The sequence below is a fragment of the Frondihabitans sp. Leaf304 genome (assembly GCF_001423105.1).
GTDB lineage: Bacteria > Actinomycetota > Actinomycetes > Actinomycetales > Microbacteriaceae > Frondihabitans.
In genome coordinates this window covers 264,101-286,618 of the sequence record NZ_LMNV01000003.1, presented here as the reverse complement: position 1 = coordinate 286,618, position 22,518 = coordinate 264,101, and the positions used below count along the sequence as shown (strand labels likewise).

The window sequence follows — 22,518 nt, the reverse complement described above, 5'->3', positions numbered from 1 at the left end:
ACGAGGGTGTCGCCGTGTCTACGCTCCCTGTTCAGTACTCCGCCATCGACATCGCCGAGGCCCTCGAGCTGCCTCCGCCCACGATCGAGCAGCGCGCCGTCATCGAGGCGCCGCTCGAGCCGGCCCTGGTCGTCGCGGGCGCCGGCAGCGGAAAGACCGAGACGATGGCGAGTCGTGTCGTCTGGCTGCTCGCCAACGGACTCGTCACAGTGCCCGAGGTGTTGGGGCTCACCTTCACACGGAAGGCGGCCGGCGAGCTCGGCGAAAGGATCGGCCGGCGGATCGACCTCCTCGTCGAGCGCGGCCTCCTCGACACGCAGGGCGACCCGTTCGAGACGCCGACCGTGTCGACCTACAACGCGTTCGCCAACGCGATCTTCCGCGATCACGCGTTGATCGTGGGCCGTGAGAGCGAGTCGCAACTGCTCGGCGAGGCATCGGCCTGGCAGCTCGCCCGCTCCCTCGTCGTCCGGAGCACCGACGAGCGTCTCGCCACCCTCGGCAAGTCGGTCGACCAGATCACCGAGGCCGTCCTGTCGCTGAGCCACGCCCTCGGCGAGAACGTCGCCGACCCCGCTGCCGTGTCGGCAATGGCCGACCGATTCCTCGACGTCGCCTCCCTGCCGTTCAGCGGTCGAGCACCTCGTCCCCACGTGCGACGGGCAGCGGCAGCACTCGAGACGCTTCCCCCGCTCGTCGACCTCGCGACCGCATTCGCCGATGAGAAGGCGCGTCGAGGCTTCGTCGAGTTTTCCGACCAGGTCGCCCTCGCCCTCGAGGTGTGCGAGACATCCGCCAGCGTGGTGGGGGAGTACCGCGACCGGTTCAAAATAGTGCTGCTCGACGAGTACCAAGACACCAGCGTCGTCCAGACTCGCCTGCTCTCGCGCCTCTTCGGCGGCACAGCGGTCATGGCTGTCGGCGACCCGCACCAGTCGATCTACGGGTTCCGGGGCGCGAGCGCAGCGAACCTCGGGCGCTTCCCGGTCGACTTCGACGCGCGACCCGATGCCTCGTACACGCTCTCGACGAGCTGGCGAAACCCGGTCAGGGTCCTCGACTCGGCCAACGTGGTCGTCGACGAGTTGTCCCGCAGGTCCGACGTCGCGGTCGGCACGCTCGCGGCCCGCCCGAACGCGCCGCTCGGCGAGGTCAGCGCGGCCTTCGCCGAGACCCTGCCCGAAGAGGCAGCCGCGGTGGCCGAATGGTTCGAACGGGAGCTGCGGATCCTGAATCCCGACGGCACGAAGCGCACCGCCGCCGTGCTCTTCCGCTCCAAGAAGAACGTGCAGGCCTTCGCTGCAGCCCTACGTGCGCGCGGGGTGCCGTTCCACATCCTGGGGGTGGGCGGCCTGCTGTCGAGGCCCGAAATCGTCGACCTGGTCAGCTGCCTGCGCGTGTTGCACGACCCGGCAGCCGGGTCGGAGCTGATTCGGCTGATGGCCGGGGCCCGATGGCGCATCGGCATCCACGACATCGCGATGCTTCGCGAGGTCTCGTCATGGCTGTTCCAACACGACCACGCTCAGCAGAAGCTCCCCGACGAGGTGCGCGCCCGACTGCGGGCTTCCGTCGCCGCGGGCGAAGACGGGTCGATCGTCGACGCCCTCGACTTCGTGGGCACGGCTCCCGAATCGCACGGGCAGCTGCGGCGATTCAGCCCGGAGGGCCTCTCGAGGCTGCGGGCGCTCGCCCGACAGCTGGCCTTCCTGCGCAACCGGGTCGGGCTGGATCTCGTCGACCTCGTGGCTCTGGTGCAGCAGGAGATGCTCCTCGACATCGAGGTGGCGGCGGTCAGCGGCTCCGTTCACGGCCGGGCGTACCTGCAGGCGTTCGACGATGAGGTCGCGGGCTATGCGGCCACCGACGAGTCGGCCAGCCTCGCCGGGTTCCTCTCCTGGATCAGTGCCGCCGAGCGCCGTGACGACATGGGGCCTCGCTCCGACGCCAGCGAGGCCGGGGTGGTGCAGCTGCTCACCGTGCACGGGTCGAAGGGCCTCGAATGGCAGCTTGTCGCCGTGCCCCGGCTCGTCGAGGGCGAGCTGCCCGGCACAGCTCGCGAAGGCAACGGCTGGGTCGCGTTCGGCGAACTGCCCTACGAGTTCCGCGGCGACGCGATGGAGCTCCCGGTGCTCGCCTGGCGCGGAGCCGAAGACCAGAACGAGTTCCACGAAGCCGTCGAGGTGTTCCGTGACGAGCTCAAGCAGCGACACCTCGCCGAAGAGCGTCGACTGGCCTACGTCGCTCTCACCCGTGCTCAAGACGCCCTGCTGCTGACCGGGTCGTTCTGGGCCACGCAGAAGCGACCGCGAACGGCGAGCCTCTATCTGCGCGAGCTCGCCGAGGCGGAGATCATCGACGCGGGTCTCTTACCCGACGCGTCGGCGTTCGAGGAGAACCCCCTGGCGGCGGAGTACCGCACCCCCGAGTGGCCGTTCGACCCGCTCGGTGCCCGGCGACCCGCGGTCGAGAACGCCGCAGCTTTTGTGAAGACCGCCATCGAGCGACACGACGACGACGCGGGCCGCTGGAACGCCGACATCGAGCTCCTGCTTCGCGAACGGCAGGCGGCTCGGGAGAACGCGGTGGTGACGGCTCTTCCGCAGCGCATCCCCGCGTCGCGATTCAAGGATTACGTCGACGACCCGGCGGCAGTGGTCGCTGCGCTTCGGCGGCCGTTGCCCGAGAGGCCCTATCGAGCCACGCGTCTCGGCACCCTCTTCCACGACTGGGTCGAAGCGCGATACCGACCCACCGGCCGACTCGAGACCCTCGATTCCGGCGGGCTCGATCTCGACCTCGACGAGGGCGAGCGCGGTGTGCTCGCCGCGGGAGTCCCGGTCGATGTCGACGACGCCCGTCGGCTTGCAGAGCTGCAGGCGACCTTCGAGGCGTCGGAGTGGGCCGAACTCGAACCCGTCGACGTCGAGCTCGAGATCCACCTGCCCCTCGGCTCTCGAACCGTCATCTGCAAGATCGACGCCGTGTTCGAACGCGACGGCCGTTTTCAGGTCGTCGACTGGAAGACCGGCAAGGCACCGCGCGACGCCGACGAGCTCCAACTCAAGCAGCTCCAGCTCGCGCTCTACCGGGAGGCGTACGCCTCATTCCGGGGCATCGACCCGGGCCAAATCGACGCGGTGTTCTACTTCGTGGCCGACGACGAGAAGCTCGAGCCGAGCCACGTCAGCGACCGCGACGAGCTCGAGAAGCTGTGGGGTGGCGTCGAAGCGAGGCTCTGACCGAGCCATGGGCCTCCGTGCCGACGGGCTGGCCGAACCGGGCGCAACCGTCGGCAACAGCCCGGGACGGGCACCGCGTCAGGCGGACTCGCTCCGGTGTCGCTCCGTCGCCGCCAGCAGGTTCTCGACGCCGGCGACGTCCAATGCCTCGGTCGACCCCGACACCAGCGGACGCTCGTCGGACTGCTGCACCGAGTCGACCAGCCGAGACATCATCGCGACGGCGTCATCGACGACCTCGGTGTTCTTCGTGTGGCTGCCGTGCAGCAGATACCGCGCGAGATCGAGCTCGTGGTACAGCGTCGCGCGGTTGCGGAGCTGGCGCTCGCTGGTGCCGCGGGCCGCAGCGTACGCATCGAAGACCGCATCGACGCTGTCGTCGTTGGGGGCTCCGAGCACCCAGGCGAGGTCACGCGCAGGATCCGCGATCTGCAGCTCGTGCCACCCCAGAATTCCGCTGATCCGGTCGCCCGACACCAGCACCGACGAGGCCTCCAGCGATCCATTGATCACCGTCGGCTGGAACTGCCAGAGCTGAGAGTCTTGAATCGCCGACTCCCAGCGCTCCACGAGAGCGGCGGGGAGGAGCCCCGTCGCCGCGGCGCGGTCGACCACGCTGGCGGACGACCGCATGGCCTCGAAGGGCGTGTGGCTCGTGAGCCCCGAGTCGGTGACGAAGCTGGTGGGGAGCGAGTGAATGGCCGCGATTGCGGCTCCGACCGACGACGGGAGGCCGGATCCTGCGATCATCTCGGAGACGTCGAGGGGCTCGCCCTCGAGGTAGTCGTAGAGAATTGCTCGCGTCTCGGCGATGGGTGCCTGGCCGCGATACGACGGCACTCCGAATGAGAGACGACTGCGGACGCCCTGGCTGAGCGCGCGGATGGCCACGAGATCGGCGGACTGCTGGGCTTCGGCGCGAGTCGTTCTCGGAACCCGGATGATCCACTCCTCGCCACCCGAGCCGGAGAGTCGAGCGGAGTCGAAATCGCCGGCGCCGATGGAGCCGTGCGGGCCGGCCCGGCGGACGTCGAGGTCAGCGACGGCAGCCGTCGCCAACGCGGCTAGAGTGAAGTGGGATCTGGCCATGCCGTAAGGGTAGGCCGACAGCCACGGCCTGCCTCGTGCGCCACGCTGGTTCCTCGAGTCGATTGGTGGTCGGATGCCTGAACGTTCCTCTGGAAGCCAGGAGTCGTTCGCGGCGAAGCTCCCGCTCTCTCGGCACCAGATCGATCGTGACTACCTCACCCGGGAGCGCGAGGGCCTTTTTCCTGAACTGCTCGCCGATTCGGCGACACGCGTGGTGCCGGTGTGGCACGGGCGCGCGCTCTTCGCCGGGAGCTCGTCGATCTCGCTGCTGTCACCCGATGCGATTCCGACGCAGTCCACTCTCGTCTACCTGGGGCGCTCTCTCGACCCCGATGCCCCAGAACCCGTCGGCACTCCTATCGTCGCGGCGATTCTCGACGACGACCAGGCGGCGACCCTCGCGTCCGAGGAGGAATGGGGCAACCTCCGGATGTTCGCGACCGGGCTGAGCGACCGGGATGCCGGGCTCGCGACGGAAGCGATCGCCATCGCGAACTGGCACGCCTCGCACCGGTTCTCGCCGAGAACGGGGCGGCCCCTCGTGCCGGCGAAGGGCGGTTGGGTGCGAATCGACCCCGACGACGGCCACGAGATCTTCCCGCGCACCGATCCGGCGATCATCGTCGGCGTCACCGACGAAGACGATCGATTGCTGCTCGGCTCCAATGCCCTGTGGGAGAAGAACCGGTTCTCGCTTCTCGCCGGGTTCGTCGAGCCCGGTGAGTCGCTCGAACACGCCGTCCAGCGCGAGATCTTCGAGGAGTCGGGTGTGCGCGTCGTCGACCCCGTCTATCTCGGTTCGCAGCCCTGGCCCTTTCCTGCCTCGTTGATGGTGGGCTTCCGCGCGACCGTCGATCCGGCCGACCCCGGCACCCTCGAGCCCGACGGCGCGGAGATCATCGACCTCCGCTGGTTTACCCGCGACGAACTGGCCGGCGCCGGCGACAGCGTGATTCTTCCCGGCCGCTCCTCGATCGCGCGCGCGATCATCGAGGACTGGTTCGGCGCCGAGCTCGACGACTGATCGGCGAACGACCGATGGAGGCCGCCGACCTGATCGCAGGTCTCGACGAGCAGCAGCGCGTCGCCGCAGAGACACTTCTGGGGCCCGTTTGCCTACTCGCCGGGGCCGGCACGGGAAAGACCCGGGCCATCACGCATCGCATCGCCTACGGTGTCGCGACCGGTGTCTACGCGCCGAACCGAGTGATGGCACTCACCTTCACCTCACGGGCCGCGGCCGAGCTTCGAGGGCGTCTTCGAGTGCTGGGCGCCGGGGGAGTGGCGGCCCGCACTTTCCACGCCGCCGCGCTCTCCCAGCTCGCCTACTTCTGGCCGCAGACCATGGGTGGCACGATGCCGCGGTTGCTCGAGAGCAAGGCCAAGCTCGTCGCGCACGCGTCGGAGACCCTCCGGCTTCGACTCGACACCGCCAGTCTTCGCGACCTCTCGGCCGAGATCGAGTGGCGAAAAGTCTCGCGTCTGACGATGGAGGAGTACTCGCACTCCCTCGCCAGCCGGGCTCTGCCTCAGAACGTCACACCGGAGCAGGCCCTCGACCTTCACCAGGCCTACGAAGACATCAAGGATTCGCGCCGGCAGCTCGACTTCGAGGACGTCCTGTTGGCGACGGCGGGGATGCTGGAACTCGAAGCGCGAGTCGCGCAGCAGGTGCGCGAGCAGTACCGCTTCTTCGTCGTCGACGAGTATCAGGACGTCTCGCCCCTGCAGCAGGATCTGCTCGACCTCTGGCTCGGCGATCGCAACGACGTGTGTGTCGTGGGTGACGCCAGCCAGACGATCTACTCGTTCGCCGGAGCGTCGTCGGAGTACCTGCTCGGTTTCGGCTCTCGCTACGACAACGCGACCGTGCTTCGACTCGAACAGAACTACCGCTCGGCCAGGCCGATCGTCGAGACCGCCAATGAGTTGATGCGGGGTCGGCCCGGTGCCCTCCACCTGCATCCCGCCCAGTCGGCCCCCGGCCCCCTGCCGCGCATCACCGACCACTCGTCGGATTCGTCGGAGGCCCGTGCCGTCGCCGAGTCGATCGCCGCCGAGATCCGTGGGGGAACACCACCCGAGTCGATCGCCGTGCTCTTTCGCGTCAACGTGCAGACCGCTGCTCTCGAGCGCGCGCTCGAAGACGCGGGCGTGAGCACCCGCCTGCACGGGTCTACCCGGTTCTTCGATCTGCGCGAGGTCAAGCAGGCGCTCATGATGCTGAAGGGCGCCGCGGTGAGCATCGTCGACGAACCCCTCTTCAAAACCGTCAGCGACGTGCTTCGCTCGCTGGGCTGGGCGCAAGAACCCCCCGAGCAACGGGGCGCCGTCCGTGACCGCTGGGAGTCGCTCAACACCCTCATGGGCCTGGCGGAGTCGGCGGTGCCGGGCACCACCCTGCGCCAGTTCGTCGACGAGCTCTTCGCTCGCCAGGTCGGCCAGCACGAGCCCACGATGTCGGCCGTGACGCTTGCCACCCTGCACTCCGCGAAGGGGCTCGAGTGGGAGAGCGTCTACATCGTCGGCTTGAGCGAGGGGCTGATGCCGATCAGCTACGCGAAGACGTTCGAGGGCATCGACGAAGAGCGGCGCCTCCTCTACGTCGGCGTCACACGAGCTCGGCAACGGCTGAATCTCTCGTGGAGCCGGACAGGCCAGGGCCGATCGATGCAGGAGCGTCGACCGAGCCGGTTCTTGGAGGAGCTCCGCATCCGCAGTCGGGATGAGGTCGGCTCACCGACGTCGTGACCTCCCCGGTGTCGACGTCGAGCATCTCGAGCACCGCGTCGGGAAGGCGATCGGCGCTGCCCGTCAGCCGGTTCAGCGCTCGCCGACTCGCCCGAACGGCGATCTCGCCGACGAGGAGTGGCGAGTGCTCGCGAGGAGGGCGCCCCCAGAGCTGACCGGCGATGGCACCCCAAGCGGAGTCGACGTCGGCCCGGTGCAAATCGAGACACCGGCAGCAGGCGGTCACCCCGGGCACGACTACCGGGCCGATCCGGGCGAACGAGTCTCCAGTGACGACGCAGAGGTGCGGAACGTCTCGCCGGAGCCACCCTGCCGTCACGACCGGGTCGTGAACGTGCGACGACACCGCGATGGCGAGGGCGGGCGTCTCGCCGGCGTCGTCGTGGGGGAGATCACGGTCGACCCGTACCCCCTCGGCGGTGAGCATCGCGGCGATCGAGGCAGAGAGACCCGAGGATCCCGGCACCTCGACGACGGGCCCCTCGCCGGGGCCGGGTGACACCAGTGCGGGCCGGAGCCGCTCGACCAGCTCGGCGACCTCGTGATCGGGGCAGCCGACCCGCTGCGCGATCGGCGGTGTGCCGGAGCGACCGTGGCCGGCGGCGATGGCGGCGATGATGCGCTCTTGCTTGGTCGTCACCCCGTCGAGCACGGCTCGGGGACGGTCGACGCCGATCTGCAGAGTCTGCGGATCGCGCCACACGAGAGGAAGACGGGGATCGAGTCGGATGTCCATGCCCACAAGCATCGACAATCCGCGCAGATCGCGCTGGAGTTGTCCACAGGCCCCGATCCACAGGCCCAGCGGGGCCGAGTCGAGCTAGCTCCGCGGATCCTCGGCGGTTCCGTCTTCGGCCTCGCGGGGGCGGTCGTCGCTCACGTCGTTGAGGAGGTCTTCGATGGCGCGGTCGACGTCGTCGGGCTCGGGCTGGCCGCCCGTCAGTCGCGCGATCAGGGCCTGGGGGTCGTCGATGTCGTCGCTGGTGGGGACGATATCGGGGTGGGCCCAGAGCGAGTCGCGAACCTCGCCACCGGCGGCGTCGCTGACGGCCTGCCACATGGCGGCCGCCTCGCGAAGTCGGCGCGGACGGAGTTCGAGCCCGACCAGGGTCGCGAATGCCGACTCGGCGGGGCCTCCGGCGGCGCGCCTCCGGCGAACGGTCTCGGCGATCGACGACGACTTCGGCAGACGTTCGGTGGCCTTGGCCGTGACCACGTCGACCCATCCCTCGATGAGGGCGAGGGTCGTCTCGAGGCGAGCCAAGGCGGCGAGCTGCTCTTCTGTCTTCGGCGGGATGAGGGCACCGCTCGCCATGGCCTCGCGCAGCTCTTCGGGATTCGACGGGTCGAAGTCGGCGGCGAGCTCTTCGAGCCGACCGGTGTCGATCGAGATGCCCTGCGAGAACTCCCGGATGGACGAGATGAGGTGCAGGCGCAGCCACCGGGCATGGCGGAACAGGCGAGCGTGCGCGAGTTCGCGGACAGCCAGATACAGCTGGACCTGATCGATGGGAATGTCGAGGCCTTCACCGAACGCGGCCACGTTCTGCGGAACGAGAGCGGCCTGCTGGTCGTCGAGGAGGGGGATTCCGACATCGCCGCCGGAGACGACCTCGGTCGAGAGCTGACCCACGACCTGGCCGAGCTGCATCGCGAACAGAGCGCCGCCCACGTTTCGCATCACCTGGCTGGCGCCCGCGAGCATCTCGCGCATTTCTTCGGGCGCCTGGTCGCGGAGCACGCTGGTGAGCGAGTCGGCGATGGAGTCGGCCACCGGCTCGGCGAGCTGGCTCCACACCGGCATCGTCGCCGAGGCCCATTCGGCCCTGGTCATCAGGCGGGGCTCGACAGTGAGCTCGGCCACGTGCGCGACCTCGTCGAGCCAGAGGGCCGCGACGTGGAACGCCTGCTCAAGGGCGCTCACCTGGCCGGGAGACGTCTCGATCGCCGATTGCGTGGCGATGCTGGCGGACTGCTCGGTGGCGAGCGTCCAGTCGATCCCGTCACCCGAGCGGCTGACGGCCGACTGGAGCTGACTCATGAGCCGTGCCATGAAAGCGGGATCATTGGGCAGGCCAGCTGCCCCGACGAGCTTCGACGGGTCGATCTCGGAATCACCCGAGAGGAACTGCCGGAGCATGTCGCGGAACTCGTCTTCGGGGCCCGGCTGCGAATCTTCAGACATGGCAACTACGCTATCTCCTGGCCACACGAACAGTCTGGGATTCGCCCGCTTCTCGCAAGGTCCGCCTCTGCGCCCAGGGCGAACAGCCCGCAGCTGTTCGTCGCTCCCCGAAAGGCAGTACCGAGTTGGCTCGATTCGTCGCCCCCGCCTCCCGCCCGAATACCCCGGCTCGACGAGGGTGGCTCGGCCCAGTGGTGCTGGCTATCGCCCTCCTCATCGGCATCGTCCTCTCCGTCCTCCCGGCGCCGTACCTCATCGAGCAGCCGGGCCCGGTCTTCGACACCCTCGGCACGAACGAGTTCGACGGTAAGCAGACGCCCCTCATCACGATCGAGGGCCACGAGACCTACCCGACCGCGGGTTCGCTCGACCTTCTCACCGTGAGCGTTCTGGGCAACCAGGCGCAGCGACCGAACTGGGCAGAGATCGTCAGCGCCTGGTTCGACCCCAGCAAGGCGGTCATCCCGGTCGAGGCCATCTACCCGACGGGCGTCTCGAATAAGCAGGTCGATCAGCAGAACACGATCGACATGGAACAGAGCCAGAAGTCCGCCATCACGGCCGCCCTGGCACACGAAGGGTTCGACGTCACGACGAAGATCGCCGTGAGCGCGGTCGAGAAGGGAAGCCCGGCCGACGGGGTCTTGAAGAAGGGCGACGTGATCCGGTCGATCAACGGCACTTCACTGTCGAAGAACAGCGACGTCGATTCCCTCCGAGCACTGGTGGCCGAGAACGGAACGAAACCCGCGAAGATCACGTACACCCGAGGATCCTCGAGTGGCTCGTCTGGCACGACCCTCCGCACTGCCACCGTGACCCCCGTGGAGCAAAGCGGCACGTACCTCCTCGGCATCGGCGCCAGCGTGGCCTACACGTTCCCCTTCACGGTCTCGCTGAAACTCGCCGACGTCGGAGGGCCGAGCGCGGGTCAAATGTTCGCGCTCGGAATCATCGACAAACTCACTCCGGGCGAGCTCAATGGCGGCAAGAAGGTGGCCGGCACGGGCACCATCACGGCGGGCGGCACGATCGGTGCCATCGGAGGAATCCGGCAGAAGATGTACGGGGCGCGCGACTCGGGCGCCACGGTGTTCCTCGCCCCCAAGAGCAACTGCTCCGAGGTGACCGGGCACATTCCGTCGGGTCTCGACGTCTACGCGGTGTCCGATCTCGATGATTCGGTCACAGTGCTGGAGACGATCGCCGACAAAGGCGACACGGCCGCGCTGCCGACCTGCCCCGCGTCCTGACCGGCGCGACTCGGCCTGCCATGAGGTCGGTCGGCACCCGATGCACGGGTTCTCCACAGGCTGTTCGCCACTCGGCGTAGCTCGGAGGTTGGGCACATAGGATGGCCACTCCACCTCTCCATCAGCCAGGAGCAACCTCTTGACTTCCTCTGCATCAGCGTCGTCGGCCGTCACCGGTCGTCGTTCGCCGCGAGTTCCCGTCCTCGTCACCATCGGCATTCTCGCCGGTCTCGTGATCCTCTTCTTCCTCTTCTCGGGGCTCGCGACCGACTACCTCTGGTATCAGCAGCTCGGGTTCACCAGCGTGATCATGACGCAGTGGATCGCCGGCACCGCGCTCTTCTTCATCGGGTTCCTCGGCATGGCGCTTCCCGTGTACGCGAGCATCGACATCGCGTTCCGCTTCCGCCCCGTCTACGCCAAGCTCAATTCGCAGCTCGACCGCTACCAGCAGGTCATCGAGCCCCTCCGCCGCACGGTGATGTTCGGCATTCCGATCGTGCTCGGGCTCTTCGGGGGCATCGCCGCCTCCACGCACTGGGCCATGGTCTTGCAGTGGTTGAACCGCACCCCGTTCGGCAAGACCGACCCGCAGTTCGGTCTCGACATTGGGTTCTACGTCTTCTCGCTCCCGTTCTATCAAGGGCTCGTGGGCTTCGCGTCGGCGGTCGTGCTCCTCTCCGTCATCGCCGCGCTGGCAACGAGCTACCTCTACGGCGCCCTCCGCTTTTCGGGTCGCGAGGTGCGCATCTCTCGCGTCGCCCGCATTCAGATCGCGGTCACCGCAGCCCTCTACCTCGCGCTTCAGGCGGTGAGCCTCTGGCTCGACCAGTACGCCACCCTGACCGACGGCTCGGGCAAGCGCATCGTCGGCGCCACGTACACCGACGTCTTCGCGGGCATCCCCGGCAAGCAGATCCTGGCCTACGCCGCCGCGGTCGTCGCGATCCTCTTCATCGTCACCGCGGTCATCGGCCGCTGGCGCTTGCCGATCATCGGAACCGTCGCGCTGCTCGTGATCAGCCTGCTCATCGGGGCGATCTACCCGTGGATCATCCAGCGCTTCACCGTCGTCCCGTCCGAGAAGAGCGTGGAGTCGGCGTACATCCAGCGCAATATCGAGGCGACCCGCGATGCCTACGGGGTCTCCGATGTGAAAGAGGAGAAGTACGAGGCGAAATCGAGTGCGACAGAGGGCGCTCTGGCGAGCGACGCGGTGACCACCGAGAACATCCGCATCATCGACCCGGCGCTCGTGACCGAGACCTTCGCGCAGCTGCAGCAGCTGCGCCAGTACTACTCGTTCGCCGACAAGCTCGACGTCGACCGCTACCGCATCGACGGCAAGGTGCAAGACACCGTCATCGGCGTGCGCGAGCTCGACACGGCCGGCCTCGGCTCGGCTAACAACGACTACAACTCCACGTTCGTGTACACGCACGGCTATGGCGTCGTGGCCGCTTACGGCAACCAGCGCAACGGTTCAGGTGAGCCGGTGTTCCTCGAATCCGACATCCCGGTCAAGGGCAAGCTCGGCGACTCGTCCGATTACCAGCCTCGCGTCTACTTCGGAGAGAAGAATCCCGCCTACTCGATCGTGGGGGGCAATCAGAGCAAGAACATCGAGCTCGATTATCCGTCCGGCTCGAACGACGAAAGCGGAAACCCCACCACGAACTACACGGGCGATGGTGGGCCCAAGCTCGACAACGTCTTCAAGAAGTTGATCTATGCGATCAAGTTCCAGTCCGAGCAGATCGTCCTTTCCGACGCGGTCAACAACGACTCGCAAATTCTCTACGACCGCGATCCCGCCACGCGCGTGAAGAAGGTCGCCCCGTATCTCACGCTCGACGGCGATCCGTACCCGGCTGTCGTCGACGGCAAGGTCCTCTGGATCGTCGATGCCTACACGACGAGCGACGACTACCCCTACTCCGATCAGCAGAGCCTGTCGAACACGGTTGCGGCCGATAAGAGTGCCCAGAGCGCCTTCGCCTCTGACAACATCAACTACATCCGCAACTCGGTCAAGGCAACTGTCGACGCGTACTCGGGAAAGGTCACGCTCTTCGCGTGGGACAAAACCGATCCGATCCTCCAAACCTGGCAGAAGGTCTTCCCCTCGACGGTTAAGCCGATGAGTGAGATGAGCAGCACGCTGCTCAGTCACGTGCGCTACCCGGAAGACCTGTTCAAGATGCAGCGCGCAACTCTGGCCACGTACCACGTGACAGACGCTGGGTCGTTCTTCTCGGGCGACGACGCCTGGGCCATTCCGACCGACGCGTCCGATACGACTTCGACCAAATCAGCTGAGCAGCAGCCTTACTACCTGACCATGAAGCTCCCGGGTCAAGACGCGGCGTTCCAGCTGTACACGACGTATCAACCCCAACAGGCGACCGCGGCGAACGCGCGAAATGTGCTGACGGGCTATCTCGCGGCGAATTCCGACGCCGGGTCGACCAAGGGGCAGGTCTCGAGCGACTACGGCAAGTTGACTCTGCTCACCCTGCCTAAAGACGACAGCGTGCCAGGGCCCAACCAGGTGCAGGCAAACTTCAACTCGAATACGGCGGTCGCGAACACTCTCACGCTCTTGCGGCAGGGTGACACGTCCGTCAAACGAGGCAATCTGTTGACCCTCCCCGTCGGTGGAGGTCTCCTCTACGTGCAGCCTGTCTACGTCCAGTCCAACTCCTCCGGTTCGTACCCGATCCTGAGCAAGGTCCTCGCTTCCTTCGGCGGCAAAATCGCGTTCGAAGACACCCTCCAAGAGGCGCTCGACTCGATCTTCGGTGGCAACGCGGGGGCTTCGACGGGCGACAGCGGAGTTCCGACGACGGGTGACGGCTCGACTGGCAGTGGTAGCGGCTCGACCGGCAGCGGCAGCGGCTCGACCGGTGGAGGGTCCGCATCAGGATCCGGCGCGACGTCGGGCAGCACCGGCTCCGGGGCCGGCACCAGTGCAGCCCTCGACTCGGCGCTTGCAGACGCACAGCAGGCCCTCGACGACCGCAAGGCCGCCTACGCCTCGAACGACCTGGTGGCGGCTGCCGAGGCGGATGCAGCCCTGCAGAAGGCCGTTGAGGCGGCTGTGAAGGCGTCGGAGTAGATCCCGGCGACTAGCGACTAGCGACTAGCTGCCAGTTACTACCTGCCCGCACGTTCGCCGTCGTGCACCCGAGTTCGGGTGCACGGCGGCGTTCGTCGTTGAGGCCGCTGCAATCGCGGGGTCGGGTGCGGAGCGGCAGGGCGCGGATGCAGAAGTTTCGTTGTGATCTCGGGTGGCCGGATCCTGAAGTCAGGTGAAGGGGCTTGGAATGCAGGAGCGGGGGCGATCAGCGCGCGTCCGTCAGGTGTGCCGGCTGCTTGGCCACCTGAATTCAGGGTCGCGCCGTGCGCGTGCCTGCAGTCAGGAGTGCTTCGCCCGGGCACCGGAGCTCACCCGCACGCGAGCCGATCCGGCCTCGATTAGACCCGTGCCGGATCCCGTGCTAGAGTCATTTCTTGTGCCGCGGGGTGGAGCAGTTCGGTAGCTCGCTGGGCTCATAACCCAGAGGTCGTAGGTTCAAATCCTGCCCCCGCAACGAACGCGTCACAGAAACCCCCGAGATCATCACGATCTTGGGGGTTTTTCGCGCGATACGCTCGGGCTGTGAAGTTTCGTCGAACGCCCCGATTGGCATTGCTCGTAAGCCTGACCGGAGCCATCGGCCTGCTGGTCTCCGGATGCACCGCGACACCGGCCAGCGCGGCCCCGACGATGCAGGTCGTCGGCTATGCCGAGGCCGGTTCGACGCCGACCAGCAGGCTCGATGCATCCAAGACCGCTCTCACGACGGTCGGGGTCGACGGCATCAACGTCGAGCGCGGGGGAGCGAGCCTCAGCGCCGTCTCGCCGGAGGCGCTCGCGCTCCTGAAGGCAGCCCACGCGCGGCATGAGAAAGCGGAGCTGCTCGTCGGCAACTTCGACGCGGATCTCGGCGATTTCTCCCCGGCCATCGGTGACGCGCTCCTCGGCTCGCCGACGAATATCGACTCTGTCGTGGCGCTGCTGGCCGCCGAAGTGCAGAAGCACGGCTGGGACGGCGTCACCATTGACCTCGAAAGCCTGTCGTCGAAGTACCCGACGGGGTTGACGAGTCTCGTCTCCAAACTGAATTCGGCCCTGGGGGCGGGCAAGAGCGTCTCGATCTGCCTGATGGCGACGACGGGTCGCTACTCCGATCTCGGCTACGACGTGCGCGGCCTGGGGCGTGCGGCCGACCACGTCGTCCTCATGGCCTATGACCAGCACGGTCCGACCTGGACGAAAGCCGGCCCGGTGGGCGGCCTTCCCTGGCTGAAGAAGACGATGGCGCCGCTTGTGCGCACGGTTCCCGCGGCGAGGATCCACCTCGGCATCGCCGGGTACGGCTACACCTGGCCCGCGAAGGGCGACGGCACGCAGGTGTCGGATGGCGCGGCGCGCGCACTCGTCAAGCGGGCGAAGGCGAAGGCCGTCTGGAGCACGACCCAGCTCGAGTGGCACGCGACCCTGTCGAACGGGACGGTGGTGTGGTGGTCGGATGCGAAGTCGTACCGTGCTCGTCTCGCCTACGCGAAGCAGCTGCGCATCGGCGGCGTGGCCGTGTGGTCGCTCGGCCTGAGCGATCCGCTGACTCGCTGACTGGCAGAGCCGCTGGCTAGCTCAGCCGTTGAGACGAGCCCGGTCGCGGCTTCTCACGGCGGCGTGCGTTACCCGGCAGCGAGCACACGCCGAAGATCCGCCTCAGCCGCAACCGGCACCCCGTAATCGCGTGCCTTCCGGGCCTTGCCCGACAGGGACGTTGGATCGGCGGCGACGAGCAGCGTTGTTCTCTTGGTTACCGCTGGCCATGCGACGACGCCAACCATCGCAAGAAGTCGCTCGATCTCGGCCCGGGGCAGCCACATATCTCCGGTCAGTACCACGACGTCACCGGGATTGAGGGTGACCGAATCGGTCCGAAGGAGGGTCGCGCCGGCGAAGGATCCGGCCACCGGCGGCACGAGTGCGGCCTCCTGCATCTCGGCGGGGATGTCGAGCATGCGGCCGACTGCGTCAAGCTCGCTCCGTTCTTCGGCCGTGAGGATGCCGTCCATCCACACCGCATCGACAAGCGCCCGAAAGTAGTCCTCATGGAGAGAACGGCGACGCGCGGGCATGATTGCGAGCATGGCTGCGAGCTCCCGCAGCTCATCGGCTTCGTCGAGCGAGAGGTAGCCGTCCGAGAGGGCTCGGTCGAGCATGGCCGCGTATTCCGATTCGCTGTCGGTTGTCTCTAGCGCCGGCAGGTGGGTCGCGGCGTCGGCGAGAGCGGTGGATTTCTGCGGTGCAACGTGGTTCGCGGTCGCCTCGACGTCAGCGACAGCAAGGCGGGGCCGAGGAGTCCACGAGGATCCCGGCCACGTAGTCAGAGGCCAGCGCAGTGTCGCTGCCCGGTCGCCCCATGCCGCCCACTCCCGCGTGTCCTCCTGCCCGACTCTCAGGTACTGACCGAGCAGTTGCGCCGTCGCCCTTGCATCCGCCAGCGCCTCGTGCGCGTCGGTCAGATCGATGTCGAACGCGGCACAGCAGTCGGCCAACTTCCGGCCCGACCCCGGCAGATATCGCGACGCCAGCTTCATCGTGCAGAGTGCACGATCGGTGTCGAGTGGCGACTCGAGGCCGACTCGGTCGAGTTCGGCGCGGAGGAAGTCGACCTCGAAGCGCGCGTTGTGAGCGACGACGACTCGGCCCGCGAGCCGGTCGAGGAGCTCGCCGGCCACGTCGCGAAAGGACGGAGCGTCCGCCACGTCACTGCCACGGAGTCGATGGATATGGGTCGGGCCGAGGTCGCGACCCGGGTTGACGACGGTCTCGTATTCGCCCTCGATCTCGCCACTCGGCGAGACCTGAACGATGCCGACTTCGATGACACGATCGTGCCGGGCCGGCCAAAGGCCGGTCGTCTCGAAGTCGATCACTGCATAGCCGTGGTGCGCCAAGTGTTCCCCCAAACCCGAACGGATGCTTTCCGATAGTCATCGTGTCAGAAAGCGCCTTGCCGAGCGCGGCTAGGGTGGCGACATGACCGACACCATGCTCGCCGCAGTGGCCCAGTTTGCGCCGACGGCCGACTTCGAAGCCAACCTGCGGGTCATCGACGAGCTGACAGCGAAGGCCGCGGCGCGCGGGGCGAGCGTGGCGGTATTTCCGGAGTACTCCTCGTTCTTCGAGGCGCAGCTCGGGGTGAACTTCGTCGAGGGCGCTCAGCCGATCGACGGACCGTTCGTGCGCGGGCTGGGCACCATCGCGTCGAAGCACGGCCTGTACGTGGTGGCGGGATTGGTCGAGACGCGGCCATCGGATCCTCGTCGCTTTGCCAACACGCTCGTGGCGGTCGACCCGAGGGGCGGAGTAGTCGCGACGTATTCGAAGCTGCACCTCTACGACGCGTTCGGATCAAAAGAGTCGGAATGGGTCGTCGCCGGCGATATCGAGGCCCCGCAGACGTTCGAGATCGAGGGCTTCCGGGTCGGGCTTCAGACCTGTTACGACGTGCGCTTTCCCGAGGTGACTCGCACTCTGGTCGACGCCGGCGCCGAGGTCGTCCTGCTGCCCGCCGAGTGGGTACGGGGGCCGTTGAAAGAGCACCACTGGCGCACACTCGTCACGGCGCGAGCCATCGAGAACACCATCTACATCGCCGCAGCCGACCACGTGCCGCCGATCGGTGTGGGCAACAGCATGATCGTCGACCCGTTCGGTGTCGAGATCGCGACCCTCGGCGACGAGACCGGCATCGCGGTCGCCGAGATCTCGCGCGCACGGCTCGAGCACGTTCGGCAGGTCAACCCGGCGCTGGCGCTGCGTCGCTTTCGGGTGACTCCGGCCTGACGGCGGGCACACGGGCGTCACTCTGCGAGCGATCCGGAGCAGACACCCCCGCACGGCAGTAACGGGTGCGAATGCAGCGGCGGATCGCTCTCAAATTAGCGGCGTGCGGCCTGCGGCGAGCGGCGTGCGGCGAGCGGCCAGCGGACTAAGCGCCGAGACGTGACAGCCGCCCGACGGCCTCCTCGAGCACCTCGAACCTCTTGCAGAACGCGAACCGCACCAGCGATGAGTACTCCTCGGCGAGATCGGCGTGGCAGAACGCCGAGATCGGCACGCCGACCACCCCGGCCAGCGACGGGAGACGGCGGCAGAGGTCGACAGCATCGTCGAAACCGAGCCCAGCGGCGTCGGCGACCACGAAATACGAGCCGCGCGGCGTCGAGGTCGGCAGGCCGGCCGCCTCGAGCCCCGTCCGGAGTAGATCGCGCTTGCTCTGCAGTGTCGCGGCAATTCCGCTGAAGTAGGTGTCGGGCAGGCCGAGGCCGACGGCGATGGCGGGCTGGAACGGGGCCCCGTTCACGAATGTCAAGAACTGCTTGACCGCAAGGATCCGGGTCACGATCTCGGCCGGGGCCGTGAGCCACCCGATCTTCCAGCCGGTGGTGGAGAACGTCTTCCCGCCGCTCGAGATCGTGACGGTGCGTTCGGCCGCTCCGGGCAGGGTCGCGATCGGGCGGTGTTCGGCGCCGTCGAACAGCAGGTGCTCGTAGACCTCGTCGGAGACGAGGAGGGCATCGTGCTGGTGGGCCAGCTCGACGAGCAGACGCTTGGTCGTCTCGCTGAGGACGCTGCCGGTCGGGTTGTGCGGGTCGTTGAGCAGGATGATCCGGGTGCGGTCCGTAATGGTTCGACGCAGTTCGTCTTCGTCGACCTCGAAGTCGCGGCCGCGAAGGGCGACAGTGCGGTGGTCGCCACCGGCGAGCCCGATGACGGCGCCATACGAGTCGTAGAAGGGTTCGAGGGTCACGACCTCGTCGCCCGGCTCGACGAAAGCGAGGAGCGTCGCCGCCAGGGCCTCGGTCGCACCGGCGGTCACGAGTACCTCGGTGACGGGGTCGACATCGAGGCCGTAGAAGCGCTTCTGGTGCGAGGCGACGGCCTCGAGGAGCACTGGCATGCCACGCCCGGGCGGGTACTGGTTCACGCCGTCGGTGATGGCTCGGCGGGCCGCCTCGAGAACCTCTTCGGGCCCGTCTTCGTCGGGGAAGCCCTGACCGAGGTTGATCGCGCCGGTCGCCGCGGCGAGGGCGGACATCTCGGCGAAGATCGTGGGCGCGAGGTGCCCGTGACTGTCGAGGAGCATGGCGCCGCGAGCGGCGCGTTCCCAGGGGGCCGGTGTCGTCATGGCATCCTCGTCAGGTCTCGGAGCGGAAGCGCTCGTGGCCGGGGTCGGCGTTCTCGGCTGACCCTTACAGAGCCAGCCTATGATGTGAAATCAGTTCGCTCGCGGTGTGTCGGAGGTCCAGGAGGATCGCCGGCAGGGCCGTCGAGACACGAAAGGATCCCTCCGCGCATGAGTCAGTTCCCCGGCAGCGACAGCTCTTCCGAGAACGACCGTTCATCCGAGAACGCCGGCCCTTCCGACAACCCGGGTTCGTCTGAGACGAACCCGACGGAGCCCCTCGCCGACACGACCACTCCCGTCGTCCCCGAGCGGCGCTCGCCGTGGCAGGCCCCGGTCGGCGCCCCGGCTCTCCCCGGTGAGACCCCCTCTTCTCTGGCCGACACACGCCCCGCACCCGCGCCGACCTCCGGTGTGCACCAGGCTCCGCCGTCGCTGTCGCACGCCCCGTACGCCGGAGCTCACTCCTCGGCCTTCGGCACGCTCCGAGAGAACGGCGAGCCCGAGCCGGCCGCCGAAGCAGGTTCCGACGATGTCTGGCAGCGTCCGGCCTCCTCTCGGCGCAAGCGGAGCGGCCTCGGCGGGTTCGTCGCGGTCGCCGCGGTGGCCGCCGTCATAGGCGCTCTCGTCGCCACCGGGGGCTATGCCCTGCTCGGTCGGGGGGCGACCGCGGCCACCGGCGGAACGAGCGACACCCTCTCGATCGGCCACTACAAAGACGCGTCGCTGATCACCGCGGTGGCGGCGAAGGCGACCCCGTCCGTCGTCACCATCGGCGTGACGTCGGGCTCTTCCGGTGGAACGGGTTCGGGCGTCATCCTCACCAGCGACGGCTACATCGTCACGAACACCCACGTGGTCACCCTCGACGGAGCGAGCTCGACCGGAACCGTGTCGGTGACGACCTCGGGCGGCCGGGTGTACTCCGCGAAGGTGATCGGTACGGATCCTCTCGTCGATCTGGCGGTCATCAAGATCGACGCGACCGGCCTCACTCCCATCACGTTCGCCGACTCGTCGAAACTCAACGTCGGCGACACGACCGTGGCGATCGGCGCCCCCCTCGGGCTCTCGAACACCGTCACCGACGGCATCGTGTCGACCCTCAACCGGAGCATCACGGTCGCCTCGTCGGCCGTCCCCGACACGGGCGGCGACACCTCGGGCGGCTCGCAAGACAACAACGGCCAGGGCCCGTTCAGCTTCGACAACGGCCAGGGCAGTTCCGGTTCGACGACCTCGACCATCGCACTCCCCGTGATCCAGACCGACGCGAGCATCAACCCGGGTAACTCGGGCGGTGCCCTGCTCGACACCGACGGCAAGCTCATCGGCATCAATGTGGCTATCGCCAGTGCCGGCGGATCGTCGTCGTCGAGCAGCGCAGCCGGCAGCATCGGGGTCGGGTTCTCGATCCCGTCGAAGCTCGTCGAGCGCGTGGCGAACGACATCAAAGACACCGGTTCGGCGACGCACGGCCTTCTCGGGGCTTCCGTCGACGACGCGACGAGCGACACGTCGGCGACGCAGACCGGTGCCCTCATCAAGACGCTGACCTCCGGTGGCGCCGCTCAGAAGGCGGGCCTCCGTGCCGGCGACGTCGTCACGAAGTTCGACGGCGTCCAGGTGACCAGCGGCACCGATCTCTCGGCCCAGGTGCGCGTTCTCGCGGGCGGTTCAACGGCCTCGCTGACGTACATCCGCGATGGCAGCACCAAGTCGCTGACGGTGACCCTCGGCACGCTCAAGGGATGACGCCCGGCAACCGGACGGAGACGCCCTGGTAAGCTCGTCCGGATTTCCCCGGACGGCGCCCGGCCGACCGTCAAACCCATGCCAGGACGACATGAGCACCCACGATCGTGACGATGCCCTCGGCGGCGACTCGGTCGACAGTCGCACCGTCGGCGTCTCGTATGTGATGCCCGTGTTGAACGAGGTGCACGAGATCGAGTCGGCGGTGGCGTCGCTCATCGCCCAGGATCACGCGGGCCCCTTCGAGGTGCTGCTCGCCCTCGGGCCGAGCGTCGACGGCACGAACGAGGTCGTCGCGCGACTGGCTCAGGCCGACCCGAGGATCCGATCGGTCCCGAATCCGATCGGCTCGACTCCCGCAGGCCTGAACGTCGCGATCCTCGCCTCGAGGTTCCCCGTGACCGTCCGCGTCGATGCGCACTCCGTGCTCCCCACCGACTACACCCGGCTGGCCGTCGAGACCCTGCTCCGCAGCGGGGCCGACAACGTGGGCGGCATCATGCACGCCGAGGGCCGCACCCCCTTCGAGAAGGCCGTTGCGCGCGCCTATGGCAGCCGCGTCGGTCTCGGTGGCACTCCCCATCACGTGGGAGGCAAGGAGGGCCCGGCCGAGACGGCCTACCTGGGTGTCTTCCGACGCAGTCGCCTGATCGAGGTCGGCCTGTTCGACGAAGACATCAAACGCGGTCAAGACTGGGAGCTGAATCGGCGCCTCCGCGCGTCGGGCGGCACCGTGTGGTTCACCCCCGCCCTGACCGTGACGTATCGGCCCCGGCCGAGTCTCGGCAAGCTCGTCCGCCAGTTCGTCGCCACGGGCATCTGGCGCGGTGAGCTCGTGCGCCGATTCAAGCTCGCCAACTCGCTCCGCTACCTCGTACCGCCCGCGATGGTGCTCGGGGTGGGTGTCGGTGCACTGGTCGGGATCGTCGGCATCATCGGCGCCGTCCTCGGATCCTGGGCGGGGTGGCTGCTCGTCGGCTTCGCCGTTCCGGCCGTCTATCTCGTGTTCGTCGTCGTGGCCACTCTGACGGCCGCCCGCGAGGAAGACGCACGGACGAGACTGTGGTTTCTCGTAGTGTTGCCCTGCATCCATTTCGGTTGGGGGCTCGGCTTCGTCGCCGGGTTCCTCTCGCTGACCAAGAACATCACCGCCCACGTCGGAAGGTAAGAATGTCGCCTTCGCCCGGATCGAGACCCTCGTCGATCGCCGAGCTCAAGCGCGTCGCGCAACCACCGGAGGTGCGGAGTCGGGCCAATGCCGAGCACTGGACCGCCTCGCTGTACCTGCGTGACATCTCGCCGTACCTCACCTGGGTGCTGCTGCGCACGAGCATCTCGGCCAACGGTGTCACTGGGCTGATGATTCTCGCCGGGTGGGCGACCGCCTTCTCGCTGCTAATTCCCGGCATCGCGGGGCCGCTGCTCGCTCTCGTGCTCGGGCAGGTGCAGATGCTGATCGACTGCTGCGACGGAGAGGTGGCCCGCTGGCGCGGCACGTCGTCGCCGGCCGGGGTGTTCCTCGACAAGGTCGGGCACTACACGACCGAGGCGCTCATTCCGGTCATGCTGGGGTTCCGGGCGGCGGGATTCCCGTTCCAGGCCCCGGCCGACTTCCTCTGGACGACCCTCGGGTTGACGTTGGCGCTGATCATCGTCTTGAACAAGGCGCTGAACGACATGGTGCACGTCGCCCGCGCGAACGCCGGTCTCGACAAGCTCGAAGACAAGCGCGGGGGAGTGACCGTGCCGAGCGGTCGCCTGTTGGCGCGGCTGCGGCGGGCTGCCCGCTTCGTGCCGTTCCATCGGCTGTATCACTCGGTCGAGCTCACGATGATCATCTTCGTGGTGTCGATCGTCGGCATCTTCGTCGGTCAGATGCACGCCGACCGTCTTCTCCTCCAAATTCTCACGCCGCTGTCGCTGCTGGCCCTCGTCGGGCACTTCGTGGCCATCATGTCGTCGAAGCGGGTGCGATCCTGAGCGTTTCGCCGCCT

The 22,518-nt window shown here is 67.7% G+C and carries 14 protein-coding genes, 1 tRNA gene and 1 pseudogene; 11 read left to right on the top strand and 5 right to left on the bottom strand.

What is annotated here, in order from left to right:
* Positions 1-14 precede the first annotated feature (14 nt).
* Entirely contained in the window at positions 15-3,242 is a 3,228-nt protein-coding gene (locus ASF54_RS11630) for an ATP-dependent DNA helicase (RefSeq protein WP_235481045.1), read from the top strand.
* 78 nt (positions 3,243-3,320) lie between these two features.
* On the opposite strand, the gene ASF54_RS11625 is transcribed toward ASF54_RS11630, so the two are convergent.
* Entirely contained in the window at positions 3,321-4,331 is a 1,011-nt protein-coding gene (locus tag ASF54_RS11625; RefSeq protein ID WP_055963003.1) for a phosphotransferase, read from the bottom strand.
* A gap of 73 nt (positions 4,332-4,404) precedes the next feature.
* Here ASF54_RS11625 and nudC point away from each other — a divergent pair, with 73 nt between their 5' ends.
* Together nudC and ASF54_RS11615 are read left to right on the top strand one after the other, a co-directional pair.
* Positions 4,405-5,355, top strand: a complete 951-nt coding sequence (nudC, locus tag ASF54_RS11620; RefSeq protein WP_055962999.1) for an NAD(+) diphosphatase — start codon at positions 4,405-4,407, stop codon at positions 5,353-5,355.
* Between the two features lie 14 nt (positions 5,356-5,369).
* Entirely contained in the window at positions 5,370-7,082 is a 1,713-nt protein-coding gene (locus ASF54_RS11615) for an ATP-dependent helicase (RefSeq protein WP_055962997.1), read from the top strand.
* Here the strand turns inward: ASF54_RS11615 and ASF54_RS16920 are convergent.
* Both ASF54_RS16920 and ASF54_RS11610 read right to left on the bottom strand, forming a co-directional pair.
* Positions 7,060-7,509 (bottom strand): annotated as a pseudogene (locus ASF54_RS16920) (hypothetical protein); the annotation flags it as partial. The gene ASF54_RS11615 and the pseudogene ASF54_RS16920 sit on opposite strands and share 23 nt — an antisense overlap.
* 393 nt (positions 7,510-7,902) lie before the next feature.
* Positions 7,903-9,267 carry a zinc-dependent metalloprotease gene (locus ASF54_RS11610; RefSeq protein WP_055962994.1) on the bottom strand — a complete coding sequence of 455 codons (1,365 nt, stop codon included), beginning with the start codon at positions 9,265-9,267 and terminating at the stop codon, positions 7,903-7,905.
* 191 nt (positions 9,268-9,458) lie between these two features.
* On the opposite strand from ASF54_RS11610, the gene ASF54_RS11605 reads away from it, so the two are divergent.
* The 4 genes from ASF54_RS11605 to ASF54_RS11590 all read left to right on the top strand — a co-directional run bounded on the left by ASF54_RS11605 (position 9,459) and on the right by ASF54_RS11590 (position 15,195).
* A complete protein-coding gene (locus tag ASF54_RS11605) occupies positions 9,459-10,520 on the top strand; it encodes a YlbL family protein (protein ID WP_233573081.1) in 1,062 nt (353 codons plus the stop codon).
* A gap of 139 nt (positions 10,521-10,659) precedes the next feature.
* On the top strand, positions 10,660-13,638 hold the full coding sequence (locus ASF54_RS11600; protein WP_235481044.1) for a UPF0182 family membrane protein: 2,979 nt from the start codon (positions 10,660-10,662) through the stop codon (positions 13,636-13,638).
* A gap of 401 nt (positions 13,639-14,039) precedes the next feature.
* Positions 14,040-14,113, top strand: a tRNA-Met gene (locus ASF54_RS11595).
* A gap of 68 nt (positions 14,114-14,181) precedes the next feature.
* Positions 14,182-15,195, top strand: a complete 1,014-nt coding sequence (locus ASF54_RS11590; RefSeq protein ID WP_157510163.1) for a glycosyl hydrolase family 18 protein — start codon at positions 14,182-14,184, stop codon at positions 15,193-15,195.
* A 68-nt stretch (positions 15,196-15,263) separates the two neighbouring features.
* On the opposite strand, the gene ASF54_RS11585 is transcribed toward ASF54_RS11590, so the two are convergent.
* Positions 15,264-16,535 carry an exonuclease domain-containing protein gene (locus ASF54_RS11585; protein WP_055962988.1) on the bottom strand — a complete coding sequence of 424 codons (1,272 nt, stop codon included), beginning with the start codon at positions 16,533-16,535 and terminating at the stop codon, positions 15,264-15,266.
* Positions 16,536-16,617: 82 nt separating this feature from the next.
* Here ASF54_RS11585 and ASF54_RS11580 point away from each other — a divergent pair, with 82 nt between their 5' ends.
* Complete coding sequence (locus ASF54_RS11580) at positions 16,618-17,427, top strand: carbon-nitrogen hydrolase family protein (RefSeq protein WP_055962985.1); 810 nt, start codon at positions 16,618-16,620, stop codon at positions 17,425-17,427.
* 145 nt (positions 17,428-17,572) lie between these two features.
* Here the strand turns inward: ASF54_RS11580 and ASF54_RS11575 are convergent, their stop codons facing one another.
* Positions 17,573-18,772: an aminotransferase class I/II-fold pyridoxal phosphate-dependent enzyme gene (locus ASF54_RS11575; RefSeq protein ID WP_055962982.1), complete on the bottom strand. Its 1,200-nt coding sequence runs from the start codon at positions 18,770-18,772 to the stop codon at positions 17,573-17,575.
* 168 nt (positions 18,773-18,940) lie between these two features.
* Between ASF54_RS11575 and ASF54_RS11570 the strand changes: the two genes are divergently transcribed.
* The 3 genes from ASF54_RS11570 to ASF54_RS11560 all read left to right on the top strand — a co-directional run bounded on the left by ASF54_RS11570 (position 18,941) and on the right by ASF54_RS11560 (position 22,504).
* On the top strand, positions 18,941-20,524 hold the full coding sequence (locus ASF54_RS11570; RefSeq protein WP_055962978.1) for a S1C family serine protease: 1,584 nt from the start codon (positions 18,941-18,943) through the stop codon (positions 20,522-20,524).
* Positions 20,525-20,615: 91 nt separating this feature from the next.
* Entirely contained in the window at positions 20,616-21,692 is a 1,077-nt protein-coding gene (locus ASF54_RS11565; RefSeq protein ID WP_055962973.1) for a glycosyltransferase family 2 protein, read from the top strand.
* 2 nt (positions 21,693-21,694) lie between these two features.
* Entirely contained in the window at positions 21,695-22,504 is an 810-nt protein-coding gene (locus tag ASF54_RS11560) for a CDP-alcohol phosphatidyltransferase family protein (protein WP_055962971.1), read from the top strand.
* Positions 22,505-22,518: the final 14 nt, after the last annotated feature.